The sequence below is a fragment of the Acinetobacter sp. MYb191 genome (assembly GCF_037572605.1).
Classification (GTDB): domain Bacteria; phylum Pseudomonadota; class Gammaproteobacteria; order Pseudomonadales; family Moraxellaceae; genus Acinetobacter; species Acinetobacter johnsonii.
In genome coordinates this window covers 19,006-42,240 of record NZ_JBBGZP010000006.1, presented here as the reverse complement: position 1 = coordinate 42,240, position 23,235 = coordinate 19,006, and the positions used below count along the sequence as shown (strand labels likewise).

The following is a 23,235-nucleotide window of genomic DNA, read 5'->3' as shown; positions in this document are numbered from 1 at the left end:
ATTTGATTCTAAATTCAGCAATTAATCCCCTACTTTTGTCTGCCCCTACTTGGATTGTCATCGAATCGGGGTATAGTCAAATTAAGAACAACGAGGGAATAATAATCATGATTCAACAAATTGATGCTCCACTACGTGAAGATGTCCGATTACTCGGCAACCTATTGGGTGAAACCCTCAAGGAGCATGCAGGACAAGATTTGTTTAATCAGGTCGAGCAAATTCGGGCCTTATCCAAAGGGGCACGGGATGGTCAAGTTGAAGCCGAAAAGCAGCTGGAACAACTGTTTTTCAGCCTTGAAGATGATGAAATTCTGCCGCTGACGCGTGCCTTTACCCACTTTTTGAACTTTGCCAATATTGCGGAGCAATACCATGTGGTCCGTAGCCGTCGTCAAAGTGAATTTGATGAGACCGCACCCTCTCCAAATCCGCTCGACCACCTCTTTGCTAAATTTAAAAATAACGACATTTCAACCGATACGCTGTTCCAGCAAATCTGTGATTTAAATATTGAACTGGTTCTGACCGCTCACCCCACTGAAGTTAGCCGCCGTACTCTGATCCAAAAATATGATGGTATCAACGATGCCTTATTTAAAATGGATCAGCAAAAACTGACCCCTCGTGAACGCCAAACAGTCCTTGAAGACTTAAAACAACTGATCTGTTCGGCGTGGCAGACCGATGAAATTCGTCAACACCGTCCAACCCCAGTCGATGAAGCAAAATGGGGTTTCACCACCATTGAACAAACCTTATGGAATGCCGTGCCGAAGTTCATGCGTGAACTAGACGACATGGTGATTGAGCACTGTGGGCAACGTCTGCCTTTACATGTGGCACCTGTACGTTTCGCTTCATGGATGGGTGGTGACCGTGACGGCAACCCGAATGTGACACACAACATTACTCAAGAAGTCCTGTGGCTATCGCGTTGGAAAGCGGCTGATCTTTACTTACGTGACATTGAAGACTTGCGTTGGGAACTGTCGATTCAAAGCTGTAGCGATGAACTGCGCCAAGCCTTGGGTCAAGACCATCCTGAACCCTACCGTGAATATTTACGCGATACCCGCGAACGGCTAAAAGCTACGCGCCATTGGCTCGCAGAAAAACTGCGCGGTGCCGATGCCGATGACAGCTTGGTGATTAAAGCCAAAGATGAACTGTTACAGCCTTTACTGCTGTGCTATCGCTCTTTGATTGCCAGTAATCTGCCTGAAATTGCCAATGGGAAACTGCTGGACTTTATCCATCGGGTGAACTGTTTCGGGATTGAACTGCTGAAACTGGATATTCGCCAAGAGTCAGGACGTCATCGCCAAGCGATTTCGGCCATTACTGAATATTTGGGTCTGGGTAATTTTGAAACGTGGACCGAACAAGCGCGCCAAAACTTCTTATTGCAGGAACTACAAAGCAAACGTCCACTGTTGCCCAAGCATTTAAATGAACCTGCGCAAAGCTTAATTGAACAACCCGAACTACAAGAAGTGTTTGCCACCATGCGTACTTTGGCGGCACAGCCTCAAGAAAGTTTAGGTGCCTATATTATTTCGATGGCTGAATATCCAAGTGATGTGTTGGCGGTACTGCTTTTGCAAAAAGAAGCAGGTATCCAACATCCACTACGTGTGGTGCCATTGTTTGAAACATTAAAAGACTTAGATGGCGCCGCAGCCACCATGAATACCCTATTCAATATGCATTGGTATAAACAGCATATTCAGGGCAAACATGAAGTCATGATTGGCTACTCAGACTCGGCAAAAGATGCAGGCTTTATGTCAGCCAATTGGGCACAGTACCGCGCGCAAGAAGAATTAACCGCGATTGCAAAAACGCATGGCATACAACTCACACTATTTCATGGTCGTGGCGGGTCCATCAGCCGTGGCGGTGCGCCAACGCAACAAGCCCTGTTTTCACAGCCACCAGGCTCGATTTCAGGTGCAATTCGAGTCACTGAACAAGGTGAAATGATTCGCTTCAAGTTTGGCTTAGAAGGCATTGCGCTGCAAAACTTAGAGATTTATACCGCTGCCACTTTAGAAGCCACTTTACTTCCACCACCCGTCCCAAAACCTGAGTGGCGCGAGTTAATGCACAGCATGACCGATTTGTCGGTACAGGTGTATCGCCAAACCGTGCGAGAAAACCCACACTTCGTCAAATATTTACGTACAGTCACGCCAGAGCTTGAACTACAAATGTTACCGCTTGGCTCACGCCCTGCAAAACGTAAAGTCACTGGCGGCATTGAGTCCCTACGTGCCATTCCTTGGGTATTTGCGTGGACCCAGATTCGTTTGATGCTACCCGCTTGGTTAGGTACAGGCGCAGCAATTAACCAGGTGATTGATCAAGGACATAAAGCCACCTTAGATGAAATGCTGGTGGCTTGGCCGTATTTTCAAACCCTGATTGATATGTTGGAAATGGTGCTCTCAAAGTCTGATGCTCATGTAGCGCTGTATTATGAGTCGCACCTGACCGATGATGAGGACTTGAAAGTGCTCGGTGAACATCTACGTCAGCGCTTAAAGTATGCGGTGCAAACCCTGTTAGCGCTTAAAGGTGAGTCTAAACTCCTCAGCAGTAACGAAGTATTAGATCAGTCGATGAGAGTGCGCAAACCGTATTTATTGCCCCTGCATTTACTCCAAGCAGAGTTAATGAAACGTCGCCGCCGCTACCTAGAAGAGCGTCAGGAAACAAATACACCTGTAGATCATGCACTTATGGTAAGTATTGCAGGCATTGCTGCAGGTCTTCGTAACACAGGATAAAGTTTTAAGCCCGCTCCATTTAAAGCACATCAGCATGATGTGCTTTTTTATTGACCGCATGGTCAAACCTTTTATAATTTTTTTTATCAATCCGATCATAAATATTTATGAATGAGCGATTGGCTAAATTTACCAATTAAACCTTGATTTATCATTATTTTTAAAAATAAAAAGTTTTACCATGCGGTAAAAAGTTCTGGAAAGTCATAAGATTAGTTTGAACAATTTTTTGTATCACTGATTAAATCTTCTAAAAAACAAGAGTATGATGTGCACAATTTATCTTTAGAGTGCTCAAAAAATGTCCAATTGGTTTCCCAAATGGCGCCCGTACGAAGGTAATATCGATGCACGTCCTGTTGGCACAAGTGAATACCTCCCTGCTTCACAAAGTGCAATTTTAGGTGTGCAGCATGCCTTTGCCATGTTTGGAGCAACGGTTCTTGCACCTTTCTTGATGGGCTTCGATCCCAACCTTGCCATCTTAATGTCAGGGATTTGTACCATCTTGTTCTTTATTATGACGGGTGGCCGTGTTCCAAGCTATTTAGGTTCAAGTTTTGCCTTCATTGGGGTCGTGATTGCAGCAACGGGCTATACCGCATCGGGCACAGGCACACTCAATCCAAATTTAGCCATGGCGGGCGGCGGTATTATTGCCTGCGGCGTGCTCTATACCTTGTTTGGTTTTATGGTCATGGCAACGGGCACCAAGTGGATTGAAAAACTGATGCCGCCTGTGGTGACAGGTGCTGTGGTGATGATTATTGGTCTCAACCTTGCCCCAGTGACGGTCAAAGGCGTTGCGGGCAATTCCTTTAATATGTGGATGGCACTGGTTACCGTATTATGTATGGGCTCGATTGCAGTCTTTACCCGTGGTTTATTGCAGCGTCTCTTATTATTAATTGGTTTGTTACTGTCTTACTTGGTCTATTTCATCGTGACCAATGTTATGGGCTATGGCACAGCGATTAATTTTGCACCAATTCAGCAAGCCGCTTGGTTTGGTTTACCGACTTTCCATGCGCCTGAATTTAATGCCAATGCCATGATGATCATTGCACCAATTGCGTTAATTTTGGTGGCAGAAAACCTCGGTCACATCAAAGCCGTGAGTGCGATGACTGGTGAAAACCTTGATCCGCACATTGGTAAAGCGTTTGTTGCCGATGGTGTCGCTACGACATTAGCAGGCGGTGTCGGTGCACCAGGCATGACCACCTATGGTGAAAACATTGGGGTCATGGCAGTCACACGAGTTTACTCGACCATCATTTTTGCCATCGCTGGTGTGTTTGCCATTTTCTTAGGTCTATCTCCAAAGTTTGGTGCCATCATCCATACCATTCCGACCGCGATTTTAACTGGTGCGTCGATTGTGGTGTTTGGTTTGATTACCATCGCAGGTGCAAAAATCTGGATTGAAAACAAAGTCGATTTTTCACAGAACAAAAACCTGATGGTCGCTGCAGTCACCATCATTTTAGGTACAGGTGATTTTGCCTTACAAATTGGCAACTTTAACTTGGGTGGTATTGGTACTGCAACGTTTGCAGCGCTGTTCTTGAACTGGTTCTTCAGCTTAGGGCAAAAAGATTAATCTATCTGATATTTTGATTATCCATTTTGATCGCAGCCTTCGGGCTGCTTTTTTTGGTCTAATGCTCTGACTCCTATTACACCTAAAGGGATGTCTCAAAACGCAAAAAGGACTAAGATAAAGCAACATTTTCCGCTTTGACCCTGCCATGCGCCTTGATTTTTTTGATCTGCAATTGTTTATCAATATCCTGAGTACAGGCAGTTTGACCAAAGGTGCAGGACGTTCCGCCATTTCGTTACAGGCCGCCAGTGAACGGATTAAAAAATTAGAACACCATTTTGAAGTCAATTTATTTACCCGCCATGCAACAGGGGTAAAAGCGACCCTTGCTGGACAAACCTTTGCGGAACATGCGCAGCACTTACTACAACAACAGCAGCAATTACAACAAGCCATGCTGCCCTTTGCCCACAGTGCAACGAGCAACATTATATTGTGGTGCAACTCATCGGCACAGAGTGAGTACTTACCGCACTTGTTGCCGCAGTATTTAATGGAAAATCCGAAGATTCATATTGAATTAAAAGAAGCCGAAACCAATGACATCATTCAGGCCCTCAGTACAGGTACGGCGCAGTTGGGGCTGATCTCTGGTTTTTTTGATGCAGGGCAGCTTGAAACTCAAGAGTTTGCTGAAGACCCGTTGGTACTGATCTGCCCAAGCCAGCATCCACTTGCCACTGCGGCTCAACTGGAGCTGGGTGAATTATTGCAACATCCGTTTGTGGGCCTCATGCAATATCACTCCTTACAACAGTCAATAGAAGCGCAAGCCAAACGCTTAGGCTGTGACATCCACTATCGTCTACGGGTGCCGAACTTTGCTGCAATCGCCCAAGTCGTTGCCAATGGCGTCGGCATTGCGATTATTCCCAAACGGGCAGCCCTGCGTTTAAAAGCACAGTATGATTTTCAGCAGGTTGAACTCTTAGGCAAATGGGCCAACCGCAAGTTGCTGTTAGCCGCACAGTGTTTTGATCAGCTCCCCGCAGATTACCAACGCTTTAGTCAATTCCTCTTGAGCCAACATGACCAACTCATTGCGCATTAAAGCCAGCCCAGTTGATGTAAAACCATATAACTGCCAAATAGCACTAGGCCCACAAAGAACACCTTACGAAAGGCTTGTTCAGGGATGCGGTAGCGAATTTTAGTGCCCAACCACATTCCGAGCAATGCAGGAAGCAGAGCGATCAACGACAGTTGATAGTCAATGGGAGTGTCTTCAACAGGATTTAGATGTAAATACACAGCAAGACATAAAGTTGAAACGGTAAAGGCAAGGCCGAGCGATTGTACCAAATCATCCCGTTTCAAATGCAAGGACTGCAAATATGGAACCACGGGAATCACCACCACCCCTGTCGCCACCGTCAAAGCACCGCCCAAATATCCCATGATTGGTGATAAATATTTTTCATACGGGGCTAAGTTGGGCATGTTTTTGGCAAACAAACCATATAGACCATAAATGGCCAGCATCCCGCCCAACAGCGCTTCACTTTGAAATTCGCCATGTCCAAGTGTAGGAAAAACACTCCAAACTGAACCAATGATCATGCCCACCAGCAACGGCCAAAAGCGTTGTACCAGTCGCATTACACGCCCTTCTGCAAACAATTGCCAAAAGTTCGTGACCATGGAAGGGATAATCAGCAAAGTTGCCGCTTGAAATGGGCTAATCACCAAAGATAAAAGTCCCATCGACACGGCGGGCAAACCCAGACCAATGGTACCCTTAATCATGCCTGCGACAGCAAAAACAAAAATAACAAAAGCAAGCATGACGCTTCTCTCTAAACACTTAGCGCCATGCTATAAAATTTAAATCTGGGCTCATATCACTGTTTTTAGAAGTAAGCCTCAATCTTTGATTGAGGCTTACTGGAAAGAATGGTCTGGACTCAACTTTTATTGAATCAGGTATGATGTAGCGTGGTTTCGCTTAGTATTTAAAATTTAAGCTGAAGCGGAAAGTACGTGGATCGCCCCAATTCACCAATTGCGCATTTGGCGTGGTGCCGACTAGATACTCTTTATCAAACAGGTTTTTTACACTGAAATTTGCGCCCCAATTTTTAGCTTCATAGCCAGCACTGACGTCGTACAACGTATAGCTCGATAGCGGTACATAAGAAGTCCCACGTTGTGCTGTACGCTCGCCTTGATAATTCGCACTGGCACCAATATTCCAGCCCAGTTGCTCATCAGCAAAGAAGTATTGGGTTGATAAAGAGGCGGCATTTTTAGGCACATGGTTAATTCGTTTGCCTATATCACTGCTGGTGGTACTTTCTGTCGTTTCCGCAGTAGGAATATAACTATAGGTTGCAGTCAGGTTCCATTGATCCGTCAATGCAGCGGATAATTCCGTTTCAAAACCTTTGGTTTTTTGCTCACCGATTTGCACAGAATAACCGAGGGTAGAATCCGACTCAGTCACGTTCTGACGGGTTAAATCATAATAAGCCACATAGCCTTGCAACCGTTGATTCAACCCCTGAAACTTAACCCCAACCTCAAACTGCTCTCCCTCTTCAGGATCCAATAGTGTTCCGCCAGCGCCAGTGTCGCTCACAGGAAAGAATGAGGTTGCATAACTCACATAGGGAGCAAACTTATCATTAATCTGATACATCAAGGACGCATTACCCGTGAAAGCATTGTCCGAGTTTTTCAGCGTCGTATCATTGAAAAGGTCATCGACTTCGACCTGTGTCCAGTCATGACGACCCGATAAGCCTAAGATCCAATGATCATCAATTTTAAAATTATTACGCAGATATACGCCCATATATTGGGTATCTGTCATTTGATGCGATTTGGTCGTGGTCGCCTTTGCGATAGGCGTATAGATCGGATTATTGGCATTAAAGGATGACAAGCTGTTACTACGGCGCTCATAGTCACTGCGCTCATGCATCATGTCCAAACCAACCATCAAATCATATTGGGTTTTGCCCCAATCAAAATGACGCGACAAATTATGATCCAGCGCAAAATTCACATCGTCTTTAATCTGTCTTTCCACCGTCCGTTTGATGGTCGGTAAAGTGTTATTACTCCCCGCCAATACCGGATTGTTATCTGCATCGGTTTTGGTGACCGCAAAGTTTTGTTTAAAGGTCCAGCCATTATCAAAATAATGCGCATAGTTTGACCCTAAGCGCAGAACATCGACCGTATTGCTTAAGTTCGGCGCGCCAAAAAATAAGCTCTGTGAATAGTTTTTATAAGCGCCATTACTATAGGGAATCCCCTGCTGGCGAATAAAATCCCGATGCTGATAGCTGGCAATCACAGACAGTTCGTCTTTTTCACCTAAGTCAAAATTATAAGACGGTGCAATATAATAATTTTTATAATAAACATAATCAGTTGGATCATCTTGGTCAGAGGCATGACCCACCACACGAAACGCCCCTTTTTCGCTATCATTTGGCGCATAGTTGATATCAAATGTGCCATCCACAAAGGCATTGCTGCCATAGCTCACACTGCCCCGAGAAAAAGTTTCAGCTTCAGGACGTTTGGTGGTTAAGTTAACTAAGCCGCCCGGCAAGGCAAAGCCAAAACCCGTCGATGTCGGCCCTTTCACCACTTCAATCGACTGTAAACCACTGATGTCTTCTGAACGTAGGGCATTATCAGAAGTTTGAATACGCAAGCCATCGACATAGGTTTGTGCGCTGGAAACCTGCCCACGAATAATAAAGTCATCCCAACCACGGCGACCATACTGTCCTGCGGTGACCCCCGCTACACCCTGCAAGGCTTCAGACAGTGTTTTTGCTTGTTTCTGTTCGAGTTGTTTTTCACTAATCACGCTGATCGATTGCGCAGTTTCAAACAGCGGTGCATCTGAACGCAAAACAGCTGATGCAGTTTTTGCTGCATATGCCGTTTTTTCATCTACATCTTGGGCTTCAAATTGCAAAGTCGGTAAAACTTGGGATGATGCTGTTTCCAGTGTCTCGCCCTGAGCAAACGCTGTTGTAGTCATCACGGCCAGAATGGATAAGCTCAAAGAAGAAATATGAAAACGCATAACATCGATCAACAGACAGAAAGAATGCCAATTATAATCATTTTCATTTGCAAGCCTATTTATTAATAAAATTTAACAATGAATTTAATTGTTAAACCTCATTAACATTATTAATAAGCACTTAAATGACTCAGCCTTCGCTTTCATCCACAGGGTCAGCTTTATATTGATCTTCTAGCACATTACTGAAAATACTTTCAATCATCCAGACGCGATACAAACTATTAAAGACATAGCTCTGCCCATCCACACGCAGTTCAATCACGGGAAAATCAGGCTGGGACTTCATTTCACAGAGCATGTCATTTTCTTGAAGCTTGGCTTCCACATCTTCGGTGATCAATGCTGTGATTTCCAATTCTTGCATCAGTTGATCAAAATGCGATTTAAAGGATAAATCTTTGCCTTGGGTCCAAACGGCTTTCAAAATCCGATACATGGCATCAACGCGCTGCTCTTCAGGCACGCTATAAAATAACTGTGCCATCGCCAAAGTGGCTGCTTGCGTCGGACGGCAAAACGGTGTGAATTTGATTTCTGTCCGTTTGGATAAACGCGTTGCCAAACTCCAATCAAACCCGTCTCGACCGTGATAGCTGAGCGGATAGACATTGAGCTGAATATTATAATAATCGGCCAGTTCTTCTTTAATATAGGCCAATAACAACCATGAAATTGGATCTTCCAGCGCAACGTATAGGTCTAACTCTGGATCGAGCGCCTGAATTTCATTTAACTCTTCAGCATCACTAATCAAATGCTCACGCCAATCAATATGATTGATCAAGAAAATTGGGTTATCGGTAAATAATTTTTGTTGTTTTAAACGGCGCGTTAAACGCAGCAGATCATCGACGGCATGATACTGACGGTCACCGAGCTGGAAGTAACTGGCCAGTACCGCATCATCATTAAAAATACGTTCTGGAAAGTGTTGCTCTTGATGGTGACGGCTGGCCATCGCATATAAGGTGCGCAGCTTACCTTCTTGTTTTTGCCATAGCATGTGAAATACATCTTCCAGCAAATACAAAAAATCCTGCCCACGCAGCGGTGTATGCCGCAAGATGGTTTCCGCTTGGCTCAGCGCCTCTGGACTGGGTTGTTCTGGCGTTTCGTGAAAACTAAAACGGTGCTGGCGCGACAGAATTTTGGCATCATTTAAACAATAAGTTTGCCACTCCAAAGCCGACATTTGATTCGGGGGTTCTGCAGCCTGACTGGAAATGACCACCTTCAATGGTTTCAGTTCGTCCGCTAAAATTTCTTCAATTTGTGGTAACTGCTGAACCGCTAAATAGCTATATACATCGTCGAGGCGTAAATGAATACTCAAGCCTTGTTCTGTAGATACGACCGTTTGACGAATCGGTTTTTGATAAAACCAACGCGATCGAATCGGATCGAACCATCGACGCAACAGTGACATGAGCAAAGCCTCTAAATTAAACCCTTGAAAGTACTACAAGGGTTTATATCAATTCACAGCAAAATGATCAATTAGACATCTAAATTTAGATCAGTTACCGCGCCTTTTTCCGCACCAGTGGTCAGTTTTGCAAACTTGGCCAAAGCCCCATAACGATAATTCGGCTGCGGTTTCACCCACGCGGCTTGACGCGCTGCAATTTCTTCTGCCGAAACATGCCACGTCATTTCACGGGTTTCTGCATTAATCGAGATTTTATCGCCATTTTGCACCAAACCAATTGGCCCCCCTTCATAGGCTTCTGGGGTGACATGTCCAATGACAAAACCATGACTGCCGCCTGAGAAACGACCATCGGTGATCAGCGCCACTGATTTACCGAGACCTTTACCAATAATCGCTGAGGTCGGTTTCAGCATTTCTGGCATGCCCGGTCCACCTTTAGGCCCTTCACCACGAATCACCACCACTTCACCCGCTTGAACTTCGCCATCCAAAATGCCACGCATTGCACCAATTTCACCTTCAAAGACACGTGCTGGTCCTTCGAAATACAAACCTTCTTTGCCAGTAATTTTAGCCACAGCACCTGTTGGAGACAGGTTACCTTTAAGCACCACCAAGTGAGAGTCTTTTTTAATTGGCGCGTCGAACGGTAAAATAATCTGCTGACCTTCTGGATAGTCTTCAACCTCAGCCAAATTTTCCGCCAAGGTCTTTCCAGTGACCGTTAAACATGAACCATCGAGCATGCTAGCATTGAGCATTCGCTTCATCAGCGGTTGAATGCCCCCAATCGCAATCAGCTCAGACATCAAATATTTGCCAGATGGACGCACATCGGCCACCACGGGAATATCTTGCCCAATACGGACAAAATCATCCAAACTCAGTTCAACCCCAGCAGTATGTGCCATTGCCAGTAAGTGCAGCACGCCATTGGTTGAACCACCCAAAGCAATCAGCACTTTAATTGAGTTTTCAAATGCGGCTTTGGTCATGATATCGCGTGGTTTCAGGTCTAAGCGCAGCAAATTCATCACCGCTTCACCTGCTTTTTGGCAGTCGATCCGCTTGTCATCCGAAACTGCTTCTTGTGCCGATGAACCCGGTAAACTCATGCCCAAAGCTTCAATCGCAGAGGCCATCGAGTTTGCAGTGTACATGCCGCCACAGGAACCTGGCCCTGGCAGCGCCACTTCTTCAATCTGTTTGACTTGAATGGCACTGATTTCACCTTTGGCGTGCTGACCCACAGCTTCAAAGACAGAAATCATGTCAGTATGCCCGGCGCCGGGCTTAATGGTTCCGCCATAGACAAACACCCCCGGACGGTTTAAACGGGCCAAGCCCATGATGCAACCCGGCATGTTTTTGTCACAACCACCAATGGCAATCACCCCATCATAGGCTTGGCATCCCACCACCGCTTCTATCGAATCCGCAATAATTTCACGACTCAACAAAGAATACTTCATGCCTTCGGTGCCGTTAGAAATGCCATCTGAAATGGTGATGGTATTAAAAATAATACCTTTACCACCTGCTTGATTGACCCCTTTCTCAGCCTCACGTGCCAGTTCATTAATATGCATATTACACGGCGTGACATTGGCCCACGTCGAAGCAATACCGACAAAGGGACGAGTAAAGTCTGAATCTTTAAAGCCTGTGGCACGCATCATGGAACGTGCGGGCGCATTTTCAATGCCTTCATAAACAGGAGCTGAATGTTCGCGGATATTGTCTTTACTCATTGTATTTGTCCTTAGCGATGGCTGCGTATTGCTCTACAGTCTTGGCAATTTTTTCTGTTTTTATTGTATAGAAAGCAGGCTAGACATAAAAGTACAATGAGACTTTTGAGTCAATCCCCATCAAGCTCTTCACGGTCTTAACATATTGATCTTGAATCCATCAGGTTGTCTGATACACGGAAACGTCGTCCGCAACCTGCGTAGCCGATTCAATGGGCGGTTTTTTCAAAGCATTCTTTTAGATGCAGAAAATAAACAGGTTTTGCGGACGACCAATGGTTTTGCCTACTTTTGCCGAAACAAAAGTAGGTCGAACCGAAGGTTATCAACTGCAATTTGAGAAACCTATTTAAGACTCCATTGTGCTGAACCAATAACTTTTAAATAAAAAGCACCCCAAATGGAGTGCTTTTTTAATCAGTCAAAGACTACAGCTTAAATTTCACGTACCGCACCTTTAGATGCACTGGTGGTATGCATCGCATAGGCTTTTAAAGCTTTAGAGACTTTACGTGGACGCTGTTCAGCAGGTTGCCAACCTTTGGCTTCTTGTGCTTCACGGCGCGCAGCCATGGTTGCTTCATCCACCGCTAAGTGAATACTACGGTTTGGAATATCGATTTCGATACGGTCACCATCTTCCACCAAACCAATTGCACCGCCTTCAGCTGCTTCTGGAGACACGTGACCAATCGATAGACCTGATGAACCGCCCGAGAAACGACCATCGGTGAGTAAAGCGCAATCTTTACCAAGCCCTTTCGATTTTAAGTAACTGGTTGGATACAACATTTCTTGCATACCTGGACCACCACGTGGTCCTTCGTAACGAATCACCACCACATCACCAGCGGTGATTTTTCCACCTAGAATCGCTTCTACCGCTGCATCTTGGCTTTCAAACACACGTGCCGTGCCGTTGAATTTCAAGATGGAATCATCCACACCCGCAGTTTTCACAATACAACCTTCTAATGCGATGTTGCCATACAGCACTGCCAAACCACCATCTTGAGAGAAGGCATGCTCAGCATTACGAATCACACCGTTGTTACGGTCGCCATCCAATCGTGAATAATAACGGTCTTGTGAGAATGCGGTTTGCGTCGGTACACCGCCCGGTGCTGAACGGAAGAATTGATACACTTCTTCGTCTTCAGTACGGATGATGTCCCATTTATCTAAAGCGTCTTTTAAGGTTTTTTCATGCACAGTGGGTACAGACGTATCCAATAAACCTGCACGGTCTAATTCACCCAAGATCGACATGATACCACCCGCACGGTGCACATCTTCCATGTGCACATCTTGCTTTGCAGGGGCAACTTTACACAGCACAGGCACTTTACGTGACAAACGGTCAATGTCGGTCATGGTAAAGTCAACTTCTGCTTCATGCGCCGCTGCCAACAAGTGTAAAACGGTATTGGTTGAACCACCCATTGAAATATCAAGCGTCATGGCATTTTCAAAGGCTGCTTTGGTCGCGATTGAACGTGGCAACAAGCTGTAATCGTTTTGTTCGTAATGACGTTTGGTAATTTCAACGATCAACTGACCTGCTTTTTCGAATAATTTTTTACGATTCGCATGGGTCGCTAAGGTTGAACCATTGCCCGGAAGGGATAGCCCCAAAGCTTCGGTTAAACAGTTCATTGAGTTTGCAGTAAACATGCCTGAACATGAACCACACGTTGGACAAGCTGAACGTTCGTATTCCGCCACTTCTTCATCGGTGAAACTATCATCTGCTGCGACAATCATGGCATCAACAAGGTCAATCGCGTGTTCATTTCCACGGATTTTTACTTTACCCGCTTCCATCGGCCCACCAGAGACGAACACCACAGGAATATTCAGGCGCATAGATGCCATCAACATGCCCGGGGTAATTTTGTCACAGTTTGAAATACAGACCATCGCATCGGCACAATGCGCATTGACCATATATTCCACCGAGTCTGCGATGAGGTCACGTGAAGGCAATGAATACAGCATGCCATCGTGTCCCATCGCGATCCCATCATCCACTGCAATGGTATTAAATTCTTTGGCTACACCACCTGCCGCCTCAATTTGACGTGCAACAAGTTGACCTAAGTCTTTTAAATGAACGTGACCCGGTACAAATTGAGTGAATGAGTTGACTACCGCAATAATCGGCTTACCAAAGTCTTCATCTTTCATCCCCGTAGCGCGCCATAAGCCACGCGCACCCGCCATATTTCTTCCGTGTGTTGATGTTTTTGAACGATAGTCAGGCATTGTACTTTTCCAACATAGTTGTGCTTGAGATGAATGTCCACATTCACTCTGGCTAAAATCTGAGTTCTGAGAGTGTCAAACTGTCAAAAATTTAAACATAGCATATTCGCATTCTGCGTAAATCTCGTTTTTAGGCATCTCGACCTAAATTACCGAAGGCAGTAAGTTTGCGAGCTACATTTTAACCGATAAGCTGACATTCAATTGCATATGGAAACTACTATAACCCGTTCAATCGCCTTGCAATACAAAACTTCTATGAATAATTTTTAAATTTTGCATGAGTTTTATTTATATGAGATACAAATTTTGAGCGATGCGCTATCCAGGATCCTTGTGCTATTTTTTGAATAAAAATCTCGCACATCATTCAGTTAGAACCGCTCTATCAGCTTTTTATGCAGGATAAATCTGTAGCTGCTCGAGTTTTGCTATAATTGTTTTAATCTTCCCCTTTTTTCCGAGTATTTCTTGAAAATCATCTTTGCAGGCACGCCCGAATTTGCGGCTGTGGCTTTAGACGCTCTCCTAAAAACAGAACATGAAATTGTAGCCGTCTATACGCAACCTGACCGTAAAGCAGGTCGTGGGCAGAAACTTACCGCTTCAGCCGTGAAGCAGTTGGCTTTAGCGCATAATATTCCTGTCTATCAACCGCTGCATTTTAAGTCTTCAACCGAAGAAGGTTTGGCGGCTCAAGCAGAACTCAAAGCCTTAAATGCAGATGTGATGGTGGTGGCTGCTTATGGTCTGATCTTGCCGCAAGTGGTTTTAGATACACCTAAATATGGCTGTTTGAACATTCACGGTTCACTGTTGCCACGCTGGCGAGGTGCAGCGCCTATTCAACGCGCAATTTCTACTGGAGATACCGAAACTGGGGTCACCATTATGAAAATGGCTGCAGGCTTGGATACAGGCGATATGATGTATAAAACCTACTGTCCAATTGAAGCTACAGATACCTCTGCAAGCTTGCATGACAAATTGGCACAACAAGGGGCTGAAGCGACGGTCAAAGTTTTAGCCTCTGAAAGCACATTACAGCACTATTTAGACAACCGCGAAGTGCAAGATGAAGCTTTGACAGTCTATGCACACAAACTCTCTAAGGCTGAAGCGCAAATTGATTGGACTTCAACAGCGGTGCAAATCGACCGTAATATTCGCGCATTTAACCCATGGCCTGTCGCATTTATCGAACTGGATGAAAGCAATAATCTGCGCGTTTGGGGTTCGATGTTGTCTCAAGAAAATGCCCAAGCTCAAGCGGCAGGCACCATTTTAGCCATTGATAAACACGGTGTTCATGTGGCTTGTGGCGATGAACACGCAGTGTGTTTAAGCTCTCTGCAATGGCCGGGTGGTAAACCCCTAAATGCCGTACAAATTTTACAAACCCAAAAACTGAATATTGGACAAATTTTATAATGAAACAATCTCCCCACGCCTCAGGTAAGACTCTAAACTTACGTGCTCAGGTTGTTAAAACGTTATTGGCTGTCCAAAATGGTCAATCACTGGCATCGGTACTTCAGCAACACATGGCAATTGTGTCTGACAAAGACCGTGCCTTGTACCATGAATTAGTTCTTGGCTGTTTACGCCAATGGCATGCGCTTAAACAAGTGACTTTACCGTTGTTGACTAAGCCACTGGAAAACCAAGTCGTTGAAACCTGTTTATATGTGGGTTTATACCAATTGCTGTGTACCCGCGTTGCAGCGCATGCCGCGATTTCTGAAACGGTAGAAGCAGCCAAACAATTGGGTATGGAAAGCTTAAGTGGTGTGGTGAATGCTATTTTGCGACGTGCAACACGTGAAACGGAACAGTTCTACGATGTTCTAGAACAAGCCTCGAATCTGCCAAGTTGGTTATCCAAACGTTTGAAAAAGGACTGGGGCGAGCAACTGGCTGAAATCAGCTATGAGCTGAAACAAGTTGCACCCTTAACCTTGCGCGTCAACACCTTACAAGTTAGCCGTGACGAATATCTTGAAATTTTAGAAGATGAAGGCATTGAAGCACACGCGTGTGAACTTTCAAATGTTGGCATTGTGCTAGATGACAGTCTGCATATCCCAAGCCTGCCGGGTTTTGAGGTGGGTGGCTTTTCAGTCCAAGATGAACATGCACAACTCTGTGCAACCTTGTTGCCAGACTTAAATGGCAAATTTGTAATTGATGCCTGTGCAGCACCTGGCGGCAAGACAGCGCATATTTTAGAGATGTATCAGCCAAAAAAACTGATTGCACTCGACCAAGATGAAAAACGCTTAAAACGTGTCTCTGAAAACTTAGAACGTTTGGCTTTAAGCGAAGAGCCTGTGGAAATTATCACTGCCGATGCTGTGAAATGGACCTCGCCTGAGCTTGCAGATTGTATCGTACTGGATGCGCCTTGCTCTGCCATTGGGGTGATCCGCCGCCATCCCGATATTCGTTTGCTGCGTCAGTCAGGGGATATTGCCAAAACGGTACAACTGCAAAAGCAGATTCTTGAAAATATGTGGCAACAACTCAAAGTGGGTGGCACATTGCTGTACATCACCTGCTCGATTTTAAAAGCCGAAAATGAACAGCAAATGGTCGACTTCTTTGCTGAACATACGGATGCGAAAGAAATTAAAATTGATGCCGATTGGGGTGTTGAGCAGATTCATGGTCGTCAACTACTCCCACAAGTAGGGCGTGGCGATGGTTTTTATTATTGTCGCATTGAAAAGATTTAAAAATTAAAGGAGCTGAAAGGCTCCTTTTTTCATGTGTGTACTGATTGCAGTTGCTGCAATTTTTCTAAAAATCGAACTGCGTATAAGTTAAAGTGTGCCACAGTTTTCCGATAAATAAGTGGCTTGATCCATCAAACGTTCTGCTGAAGCAAAAATCTCACGCGAATGATGCCAACCTAATTCACGGTACTCAGCAGCTGCCCAAACCAAATTCACTTCAGCTTGTGCAAGTTCTTTATAGGCACATTGAAACCCAGTCTGTGTTTTTATCATTGCGGCACGCGTCCATAAATCACGGCGCATTAGTTGGGAAAACGGTAGCATTGGTGTTTCTACACTTAACGTTGCACGCTGATCTGCATATACAATCTCTAAGACCTTCTGATAGATCAGATCAATATTTTGACGCTTCGCTTTTTCACTATATTCATAGTCAGCATAACTCAGCCATGTTCCTGCTTTTTCTAACTGGTACTTGTCTCGTACGTCCGTCGCTTGCTCAACTGCAGTGTGCAATTGCTCATGCACCTGCTGCTGCGAAACTGGATAACTTGAACTAACAGGAACCTCTGCAGGATGCGCCACTACAGTACCCAAAGCCGCAAGCCACAACACATGTTTAGCATAGTATTTCAACATTATTTAGGCTCCAAGGCTTTATTGACTAAAGGCTTATTTTTGTTAAATAGGTTTTCGTCAAATTTGAAGCGGAAACGGAAATATGCACCATCCATCGTTGTATCACTATCAATTAGATCTTTATCTTGATAGCCCACAAAGTTATATCCACCTGAAACCCAAAGGTTCGACGCTAGTAGATAACCCACTTCAACCCCTGCCATCAACTTGGTTCCATCCGAAACACTGTTCCACATCACGCCAGCATTCACCCCTGCATCCCAACGCTCATTAATGTCATACATAAACCGGCTGTTGAGCATTTGAGTCATACCACTGGTTTGCAGTAGATCATAAGTTTCATCCAAATATTTAACAGCATATTGCCCAGATACATGCACCGAACGTGTTGGATGATAATTCATATGATGAGACATAATATAAACATTGCGCTCATATGGATCATTCAGCGTTGTTTCATTTTTCTCGTAGCGATATTCAATTTTGCTCAATGAGTCAAAACGATTGGTTGCCAAATCACGATATGCAGCACCGACCTGAACACGGTCAATCACACGATCGCCAGAATCTGCAGACTTATTGTCGGTAATATTCAAGACATTTTTAGCCAATAAAGTTACTTCGTCTGAATACTTATACGCTGTACCTAAAGTATTTAAATAGCTATCACTTTGATTAGACCAGCGCCCTTCTATACGTGCCACATTTTTCCAGCGTGGATTGGAAAGGTGTTCAAAGCCCAAAGTCGCTGCAGTGGACTCTAGTGAATCTTTATTTTCACCTTCAAAGACTTTTACTTTTTCAAAACTGGTATTAAAGAATAGACCTTCTTTAAGCTGCCAACGATTACGCACACCCATCGCGGCTTCAGCTTCACGTGCGCTCATACCATCACGTACACGATATTCACTAAACACAGAGCCATCACGCATATATTCACTGTCTAAACCAAAAACGGTGGTATTACGTTTTTGCGTGTCATTGAGTTCGTATAATCCGCCTATACTCGAAATGAATTCATGGCGCGCATAGGCATGAATATTTTTATAAACTTGTGCATCACCGCCCACAGCAAATACACGGCGGTCGCTATCCGCGATGTCTTGCTCATATTCTAGGAAAGCACTTGAACCATCAAAAGGGAGTGCTGTTTTTAATTTAGCGCGCACAGTGGTACCGTCATATGGTGTTTCAACATTTTGGGTCGAAGCACTGGCTGCATTGGCCGACTCATTATAATAACGTGCACCCAGCTCTAAACTTACAATACGGTTAATCGCTTTCTCAATCGAAGCACTCACGCCATGACGAACACCTTCATTCACGCTATCTTCAGTCCGTACCGCTTCAACACGTAAAATACCAAACTGATCTAAACGTGCATTAAGTTTGACTGCACTTTCTTTACGCCCCGAACTGATTGAAGACGCCGCATTACGGAAACCTTCATCTGCTTGTTGATGGTAGGCACGTAAATCGACCTTGTCATTTTTGTATTCCAATTCAACGCGTGCCGCTGTGCCATCACCAGACGTGTCTGTACTATTTGACGCATTCACGTCTGTCAATTGGTCAAGGTTTAGGGCATCGTGATCAGAATATGCATATTCCGCAATCAGTTTGGTCTTATCATTCCAATGAATGACGGTATTGGCACTGGCAATTTTCTCTTGATCCATAGGATCATCATTTTGAATATAAGAGCCACCCACCGTCACTTTATCATTGAGTTTATAACGGCCATTCACGCCAGCAACGGTATATTCCTGCCCCCCTTGATCCGACTCTACCGTAATCCGTAGATAAACAGGATTCAGGTTTTCATCAATACTGCTTAACGGTGAGGTCAGGTAAATACTGTTGGTATAGGTATCTACTTGATAGTCGCTGAAGCGATTTAAAGTACGCTGTGCAATAATCAAACCTGGATTGTTACGATCACGAACAATCACTTCCACCTTTTCACTATTTTCTAAAATATCGTCGGTATCAATACCTAAAGAATATGGACCAGAAACCCCCATTGCACGTAATTCATTCACGATTTGCGTTGCATTGGTTCGTGCTGCAAAGCCCGAAACTTGGTAACGATCCCCTTCAACAGTTGACTTCAGACCTGTCAATGAACGGCTGTATTGACCCAGTGAAAGCCCTTCGTCATTTTCTGTACGTGTAACATAGTCCCCATACATGGCATAAGAACGGCCTTTATCCACACGGACATAAAGTTTACTGGTGGATTGTGCATCGAAGCCTTTCGCTGATGCATCGCCATACACGGGGTAATATTCATCTGGACGGATATCACGGAATAGGCGCTGATTATTTTCTTTGCTCGAGTCATAAGCCAAAGTCAGTAAATAATCTCCGCGCACCTTCCCTTTCAAGAATAAAGCCGCACGACCACGAATGGCTGTTTCACCATCCCCTGAACTGGATAAATCATTCAGTTCTTCTTCGAAGCCATCTTGTGTTGAGCTTTGCGATAAATTTTTTGGGTCGAATTTGTTCAATGCAAATGAACCTTCGATAATCCCCGCAACCAACATTGGGCGTAATTCTGCTAAAAAGCGAACAGGAGCTGTCTGCTCATAAATACCACTACGAATACGCAGTACACCTGAACCCGCTTCTAATGGCGCAAGAACTGGGATAACCAGTGAGCCACCTTCAGCAAAAACTTGAATACCCGGTTTATCTGGATCTAAATCTTTAAGTTGAACCGTTCCCACCGATGTTTCTATCGTAATTGGGGTACGTGTTGCAACAGCCGTACCATTGCGGTCAAGCACCTTAACAACAACTTGATAAACGTCTTTGCCATTGGCATAAACCACTTGTTCTACAGGCTGTGCAGCCAGTTGACTCATCGCATCTGGTGCGATTACTATCACTTGCTGTTGGTCACGTAAATTGCCAAAGCTGTCGTACTGGCGAACTGCAACTGTGTTTTTGCCTGCAAGCAGCGGCACACCAATAAAATCTAAACCAGCAACACCATGCTCTTGATAAGCTGCTTTTTTACCAATACGTTTTTCCGAAATTTGCTCATCATTCACAAATAAACGAATGTCGGTTCCTAAAGCACCCTTCACCTGGATAGTTGCTTGTTGAGCAGGCAGCACTTGCTGTTCATTTAAGTTTAAAATTGCAAGTTGGTTCGACTCAGAACGTTGTAGTTCTTGCTCTAAATCTAAAATCGTTGGTGTTTTAACTGGTTCAACTTGAACCGTTTTAACGTCTTTAATCTGTTCTTTTTTATATTCAATATTACAGTTTGCCGAGGCCCCTGAAGCACTAATACAACCACTTGCAGGCTGACCTTGAACATCAGTCACATAACTGCTCTGTGCATCTACGTTTAAATCTTGGCGTAAGGTTTGCTCAAGTGCATCAAGTTGTGCATCAATTTTGCTACGACGCGCTTCAATTTGTGTTGCCAACGCCTGACTACATTCGCCTGCGGTATCTGCAATCGCGAAATCGGCACGGTGCAATTCACCACGTTTTAAGTCCACAAATCGGCTGGCTGGATCACCCGCTTGACGGTTACTGATCAGTACCAACTCAGCATTATTTGGTAAAGTGGTATTGTCGACTTTAAGAACATGGGTAATCGGTTTAATGCCATAGAAGTTATATTTCCCTTCACGGTCAGTGACCACAAAGTTACCATCTTCCATATAAATACGCACACCTGGAACACCAAGCTCGCCCGCATCTTGCACCCCATTACGGTTACAGTCAGTAAATACTTTACCCACTACGAAACCATCTGGACTAAATACTCCTGGTGTCACTTTGACTGCCGCTTGTGCTTCATTTGAAGTCGTATTTTTATTGTCCTGCGCGTAAACACGGTTAATCCCATCGCCACTTAAAGCATTTGGCCCGACATACACACGGTATTGAACTTTTGCTTCTTGTTTCGGTATCAGTGTCCCTAAACCTAAAGTTAAATAAGGACCTTTACCACCCTGTGGGTCGTTACTCTTTTGACCATTGACACGCGTAGTGCCTGATACATACACAAAGCCACGTGGCAAAGTATCTTTCATATTGACGTCATACAGTGTTGAGTCACCCATATTGGCAACCGTCACCATATAATCTTTAAAGTCACCAATCTCAGCTGTTTTATCGCCCACCACTTCTTTTTTAATGACCAATTTGTCATTAATTGGCGTCACAATATCAACTGGGTCGATTGGGATATCAATATTGAGTGCAGCATCACCTGTTTTTAACGTGAAGTTTCCGCCATAAGACCATGAAGCATCGACCACACGCTGATCAAAATTATTATAAATGGTTTTGTCACTGGTAAATTTATAGCGGGTTCCACCCGCAATCGTCGACGTGTCGATATATAAGCTATAAGTACCGTTTTCGACATAAGGGTAAATAAACTCACCATCACTATTAGTGACTTGCTTTGCAGGAATAGCAACTTTGTCCCCTGTGGTTTCATCTAGTTTATAAGCAACATTTTCAGCAGGTTTGCCATTGGCATCCAATAGCGTCACGGTTGCACCCGCAACAGGTTGATTGGTTTTGGCATCAAAAACCACACCATATGGATCAATGAGTACATTGGTATCCACATCACTGATACTGGTTGTGGAGTTACCATTTTCATCCAAGCAATCCGTTAAGCTCACAATCACTTGATCGCGCTTAACCGTTTGTAGAATTTGATCATTCTGCTGTGCTGTCGCAGACTCCTGAGTAGGTAATGAAAAACGGAATATGCCTGTGTTGATGCCTGTTTCAACACCCTGTACATATTCAATATCACCAGTTTTCGTCGATTGAACTTTGATTTTAACTTTGTCTACACTGCTGCGCGTGGCATTACACATGGTACTATTTGCTGCAATATACAACGGCTTACTTAAACTGCCAGTCGCTAAAATATTAGAATAATCTTTGCTGTTATTAGTGATGGAAGAGCTTCCACCCACTGTGGTGACCACTTCATTCGACAGAGTCTTTTTAATATTTGAGACTAGGCCATGCTCAACACTAAAGATGTTGGAAATCGATGTACGACTAATATTAGAGTTCATCGTCACAACCAGTTCGACCGTTTCAGTCGCATTGGCTGCTAACGCTTGCGGATAAGCCACCACTAAAGTATTGATGAGTGATTTATCGTTCGGGATCTGCTGAGTAAATTTATCTTGCCCTAATGGATATAGCACCAAAGCTTTTGAGTTATTTGCTTTTGCTGATTTAAACGTGGTGTTGGCTGGTAACTCGTCCAATAACACCACAGCATTAATGGTTTGACCATCGACCTCAATCGGCTTAGTACCCGAATTACGCGTAGATGTATTTTTAATGGTTAAGGTATAAGTTAAATCGTAAGATTGGCCCGCTTTGGGTTCGAAACTACTTTTATCGACAGCTTTGGTTGCCGTTAACTGAGGTAAAAAACTAATTAAGCCGTTAACAGCATCTGCAATAGCTGTTGGATCTTGAATAACATAAGCACGCAGCGGTAAATCAACGTGTTGACTATCATTTAAAGAGCTAGATGAATCGGCCACGACCCATAGGTCAACTTTTTGACCGCTTTCTAAACTCAAATGCCCTGTCACCAATAAGTCTGAACGATCAAACTCACCATTTTGATTACTGTCGACATAAATTTTTATATTGGATAATTCTGGAACCGAGTTTTTATCAATTGAAATATCGGCTTGTGTATTACTGTGATTGGTTAGAGTGTTTAACCAAATAACTTTTGCACCCGCATTGATTTCCTGACGAGCTGGTGAAGTCAGGCTAATAACATATTGGGGATTAATTGTGACTTGAACAGTATTGGAAACGGCCTGACCAATCAAACCGTCCTTTTGTACAAAACTTGCATACGCAGTATTGGTGATATTTTGCCCAGCAGCAGGCACCACAGCATAAGCTTGATTTACCAAAGCCATAGCGGTCGCTAAGCTTGAG

The 23,235-nt window shown here is 44.3% G+C and carries 12 protein-coding genes; 5 read left to right on the top strand and 7 right to left on the bottom strand.

The window, feature by feature from the left end:
- Positions 1-107 precede the first annotated feature (107 nt).
- The 3 genes from ppc (at position 108) to WH214_RS01750 (ending at position 5,449) form a co-directional block, all read left to right on the top strand.
- Entirely contained in the window at positions 108-2,792 is a 2,685-nt protein-coding gene (ppc, locus tag WH214_RS01760) for a phosphoenolpyruvate carboxylase (protein ID WP_339421973.1), read from the top strand.
- 301 nt (positions 2,793-3,093) lie between these two features.
- Entirely contained in the window at positions 3,094-4,395 is a 1,302-nt protein-coding gene (locus WH214_RS01755; protein WP_339421972.1) for a solute carrier family 23 protein, read from the top strand.
- A 148-nt stretch (positions 4,396-4,543) separates the two neighbouring features.
- On the top strand, positions 4,544-5,449 hold the full coding sequence (locus tag WH214_RS01750) for a LysR family transcriptional regulator (protein WP_087011991.1): 906 nt from the start codon (positions 4,544-4,546) through the stop codon (positions 5,447-5,449).
- On the opposite strand, the gene WH214_RS01745 is transcribed toward WH214_RS01750, so the two are convergent.
- The 5 genes from WH214_RS01745 to ilvD (WH214_RS01725) form a co-directional block, all read right to left on the bottom strand.
- Complete coding sequence (locus WH214_RS01745) at positions 5,446-6,183, bottom strand: sulfite exporter TauE/SafE family protein (protein WP_087011993.1); 738 nt, start codon at positions 6,181-6,183, stop codon at positions 5,446-5,448. The genes WH214_RS01750 and WH214_RS01745 overlap by 4 nt on opposite strands.
- Positions 6,184-6,343: 160 nt before the next feature.
- A complete protein-coding gene (locus WH214_RS01740; RefSeq protein ID WP_339421971.1) occupies positions 6,344-8,446 on the bottom strand; it encodes a TonB-dependent siderophore receptor in 2,103 nt (700 codons plus the stop codon).
- Between the two features lie 130 nt (positions 8,447-8,576).
- Positions 8,577-9,875 carry a hypothetical protein gene (locus tag WH214_RS01735; protein WP_062032097.1) on the bottom strand — a complete coding sequence of 433 codons (1,299 nt, stop codon included), beginning with the start codon at positions 9,873-9,875 and terminating at the stop codon, positions 8,577-8,579.
- Between the two features lie 71 nt (positions 9,876-9,946).
- Positions 9,947-11,632, bottom strand: a complete 1,686-nt coding sequence (gene ilvD, locus WH214_RS01730) for a dihydroxy-acid dehydratase (protein WP_339992753.1) — start codon at positions 11,630-11,632, stop codon at positions 9,947-9,949.
- Between the two features lie 435 nt (positions 11,633-12,067).
- A complete protein-coding gene (ilvD, locus tag WH214_RS01725) occupies positions 12,068-13,897 on the bottom strand; it encodes a dihydroxy-acid dehydratase (protein ID WP_339421969.1) in 1,830 nt (609 codons plus the stop codon).
- Between the two features lie 471 nt (positions 13,898-14,368).
- On the opposite strand from ilvD (WH214_RS01725), the gene fmt reads away from it, so the two are divergent.
- On the top strand, positions 14,369-15,328 hold the full coding sequence (gene fmt, locus WH214_RS01720; protein ID WP_339421968.1) for a methionyl-tRNA formyltransferase: 960 nt from the start codon (positions 14,369-14,371) through the stop codon (positions 15,326-15,328).
- Positions 15,328-16,632 (top strand): 16S rRNA (cytosine(967)-C(5))-methyltransferase RsmB, encoded by a 1,305-nt coding sequence (gene rsmB / locus WH214_RS01715; RefSeq protein ID WP_339421967.1) that lies wholly within the window; start codon positions 15,328-15,330, stop codon positions 16,630-16,632. The genes fmt and rsmB overlap by 1 nt, the downstream gene beginning before the upstream one ends.
- An 87-nt stretch (positions 16,633-16,719) precedes the next feature.
- On the opposite strand, the gene WH214_RS01710 is transcribed toward rsmB, so the two are convergent.
- Both WH214_RS01710 and WH214_RS01705 read right to left on the bottom strand, forming a co-directional pair.
- Positions 16,720-17,271, bottom strand: coding sequence for a hypothetical protein (locus WH214_RS01710; protein ID WP_339421966.1), 552 nt, complete (start codon positions 17,269-17,271; stop codon positions 16,720-16,722).
- The gene (locus tag WH214_RS01705; protein ID WP_445206342.1) at positions 17,271-23,216 is read right to left on the bottom strand and encodes an SdrD B-like domain-containing protein; all 5,946 of its coding nucleotides are present in this window, start codon (positions 23,214-23,216) and stop codon (positions 17,271-17,273) included. Before WH214_RS01705 ends, WH214_RS01710 begins: the two co-directional genes overlap by 1 nt.
- Positions 23,217-23,235: the final 19 nt, after the last annotated feature.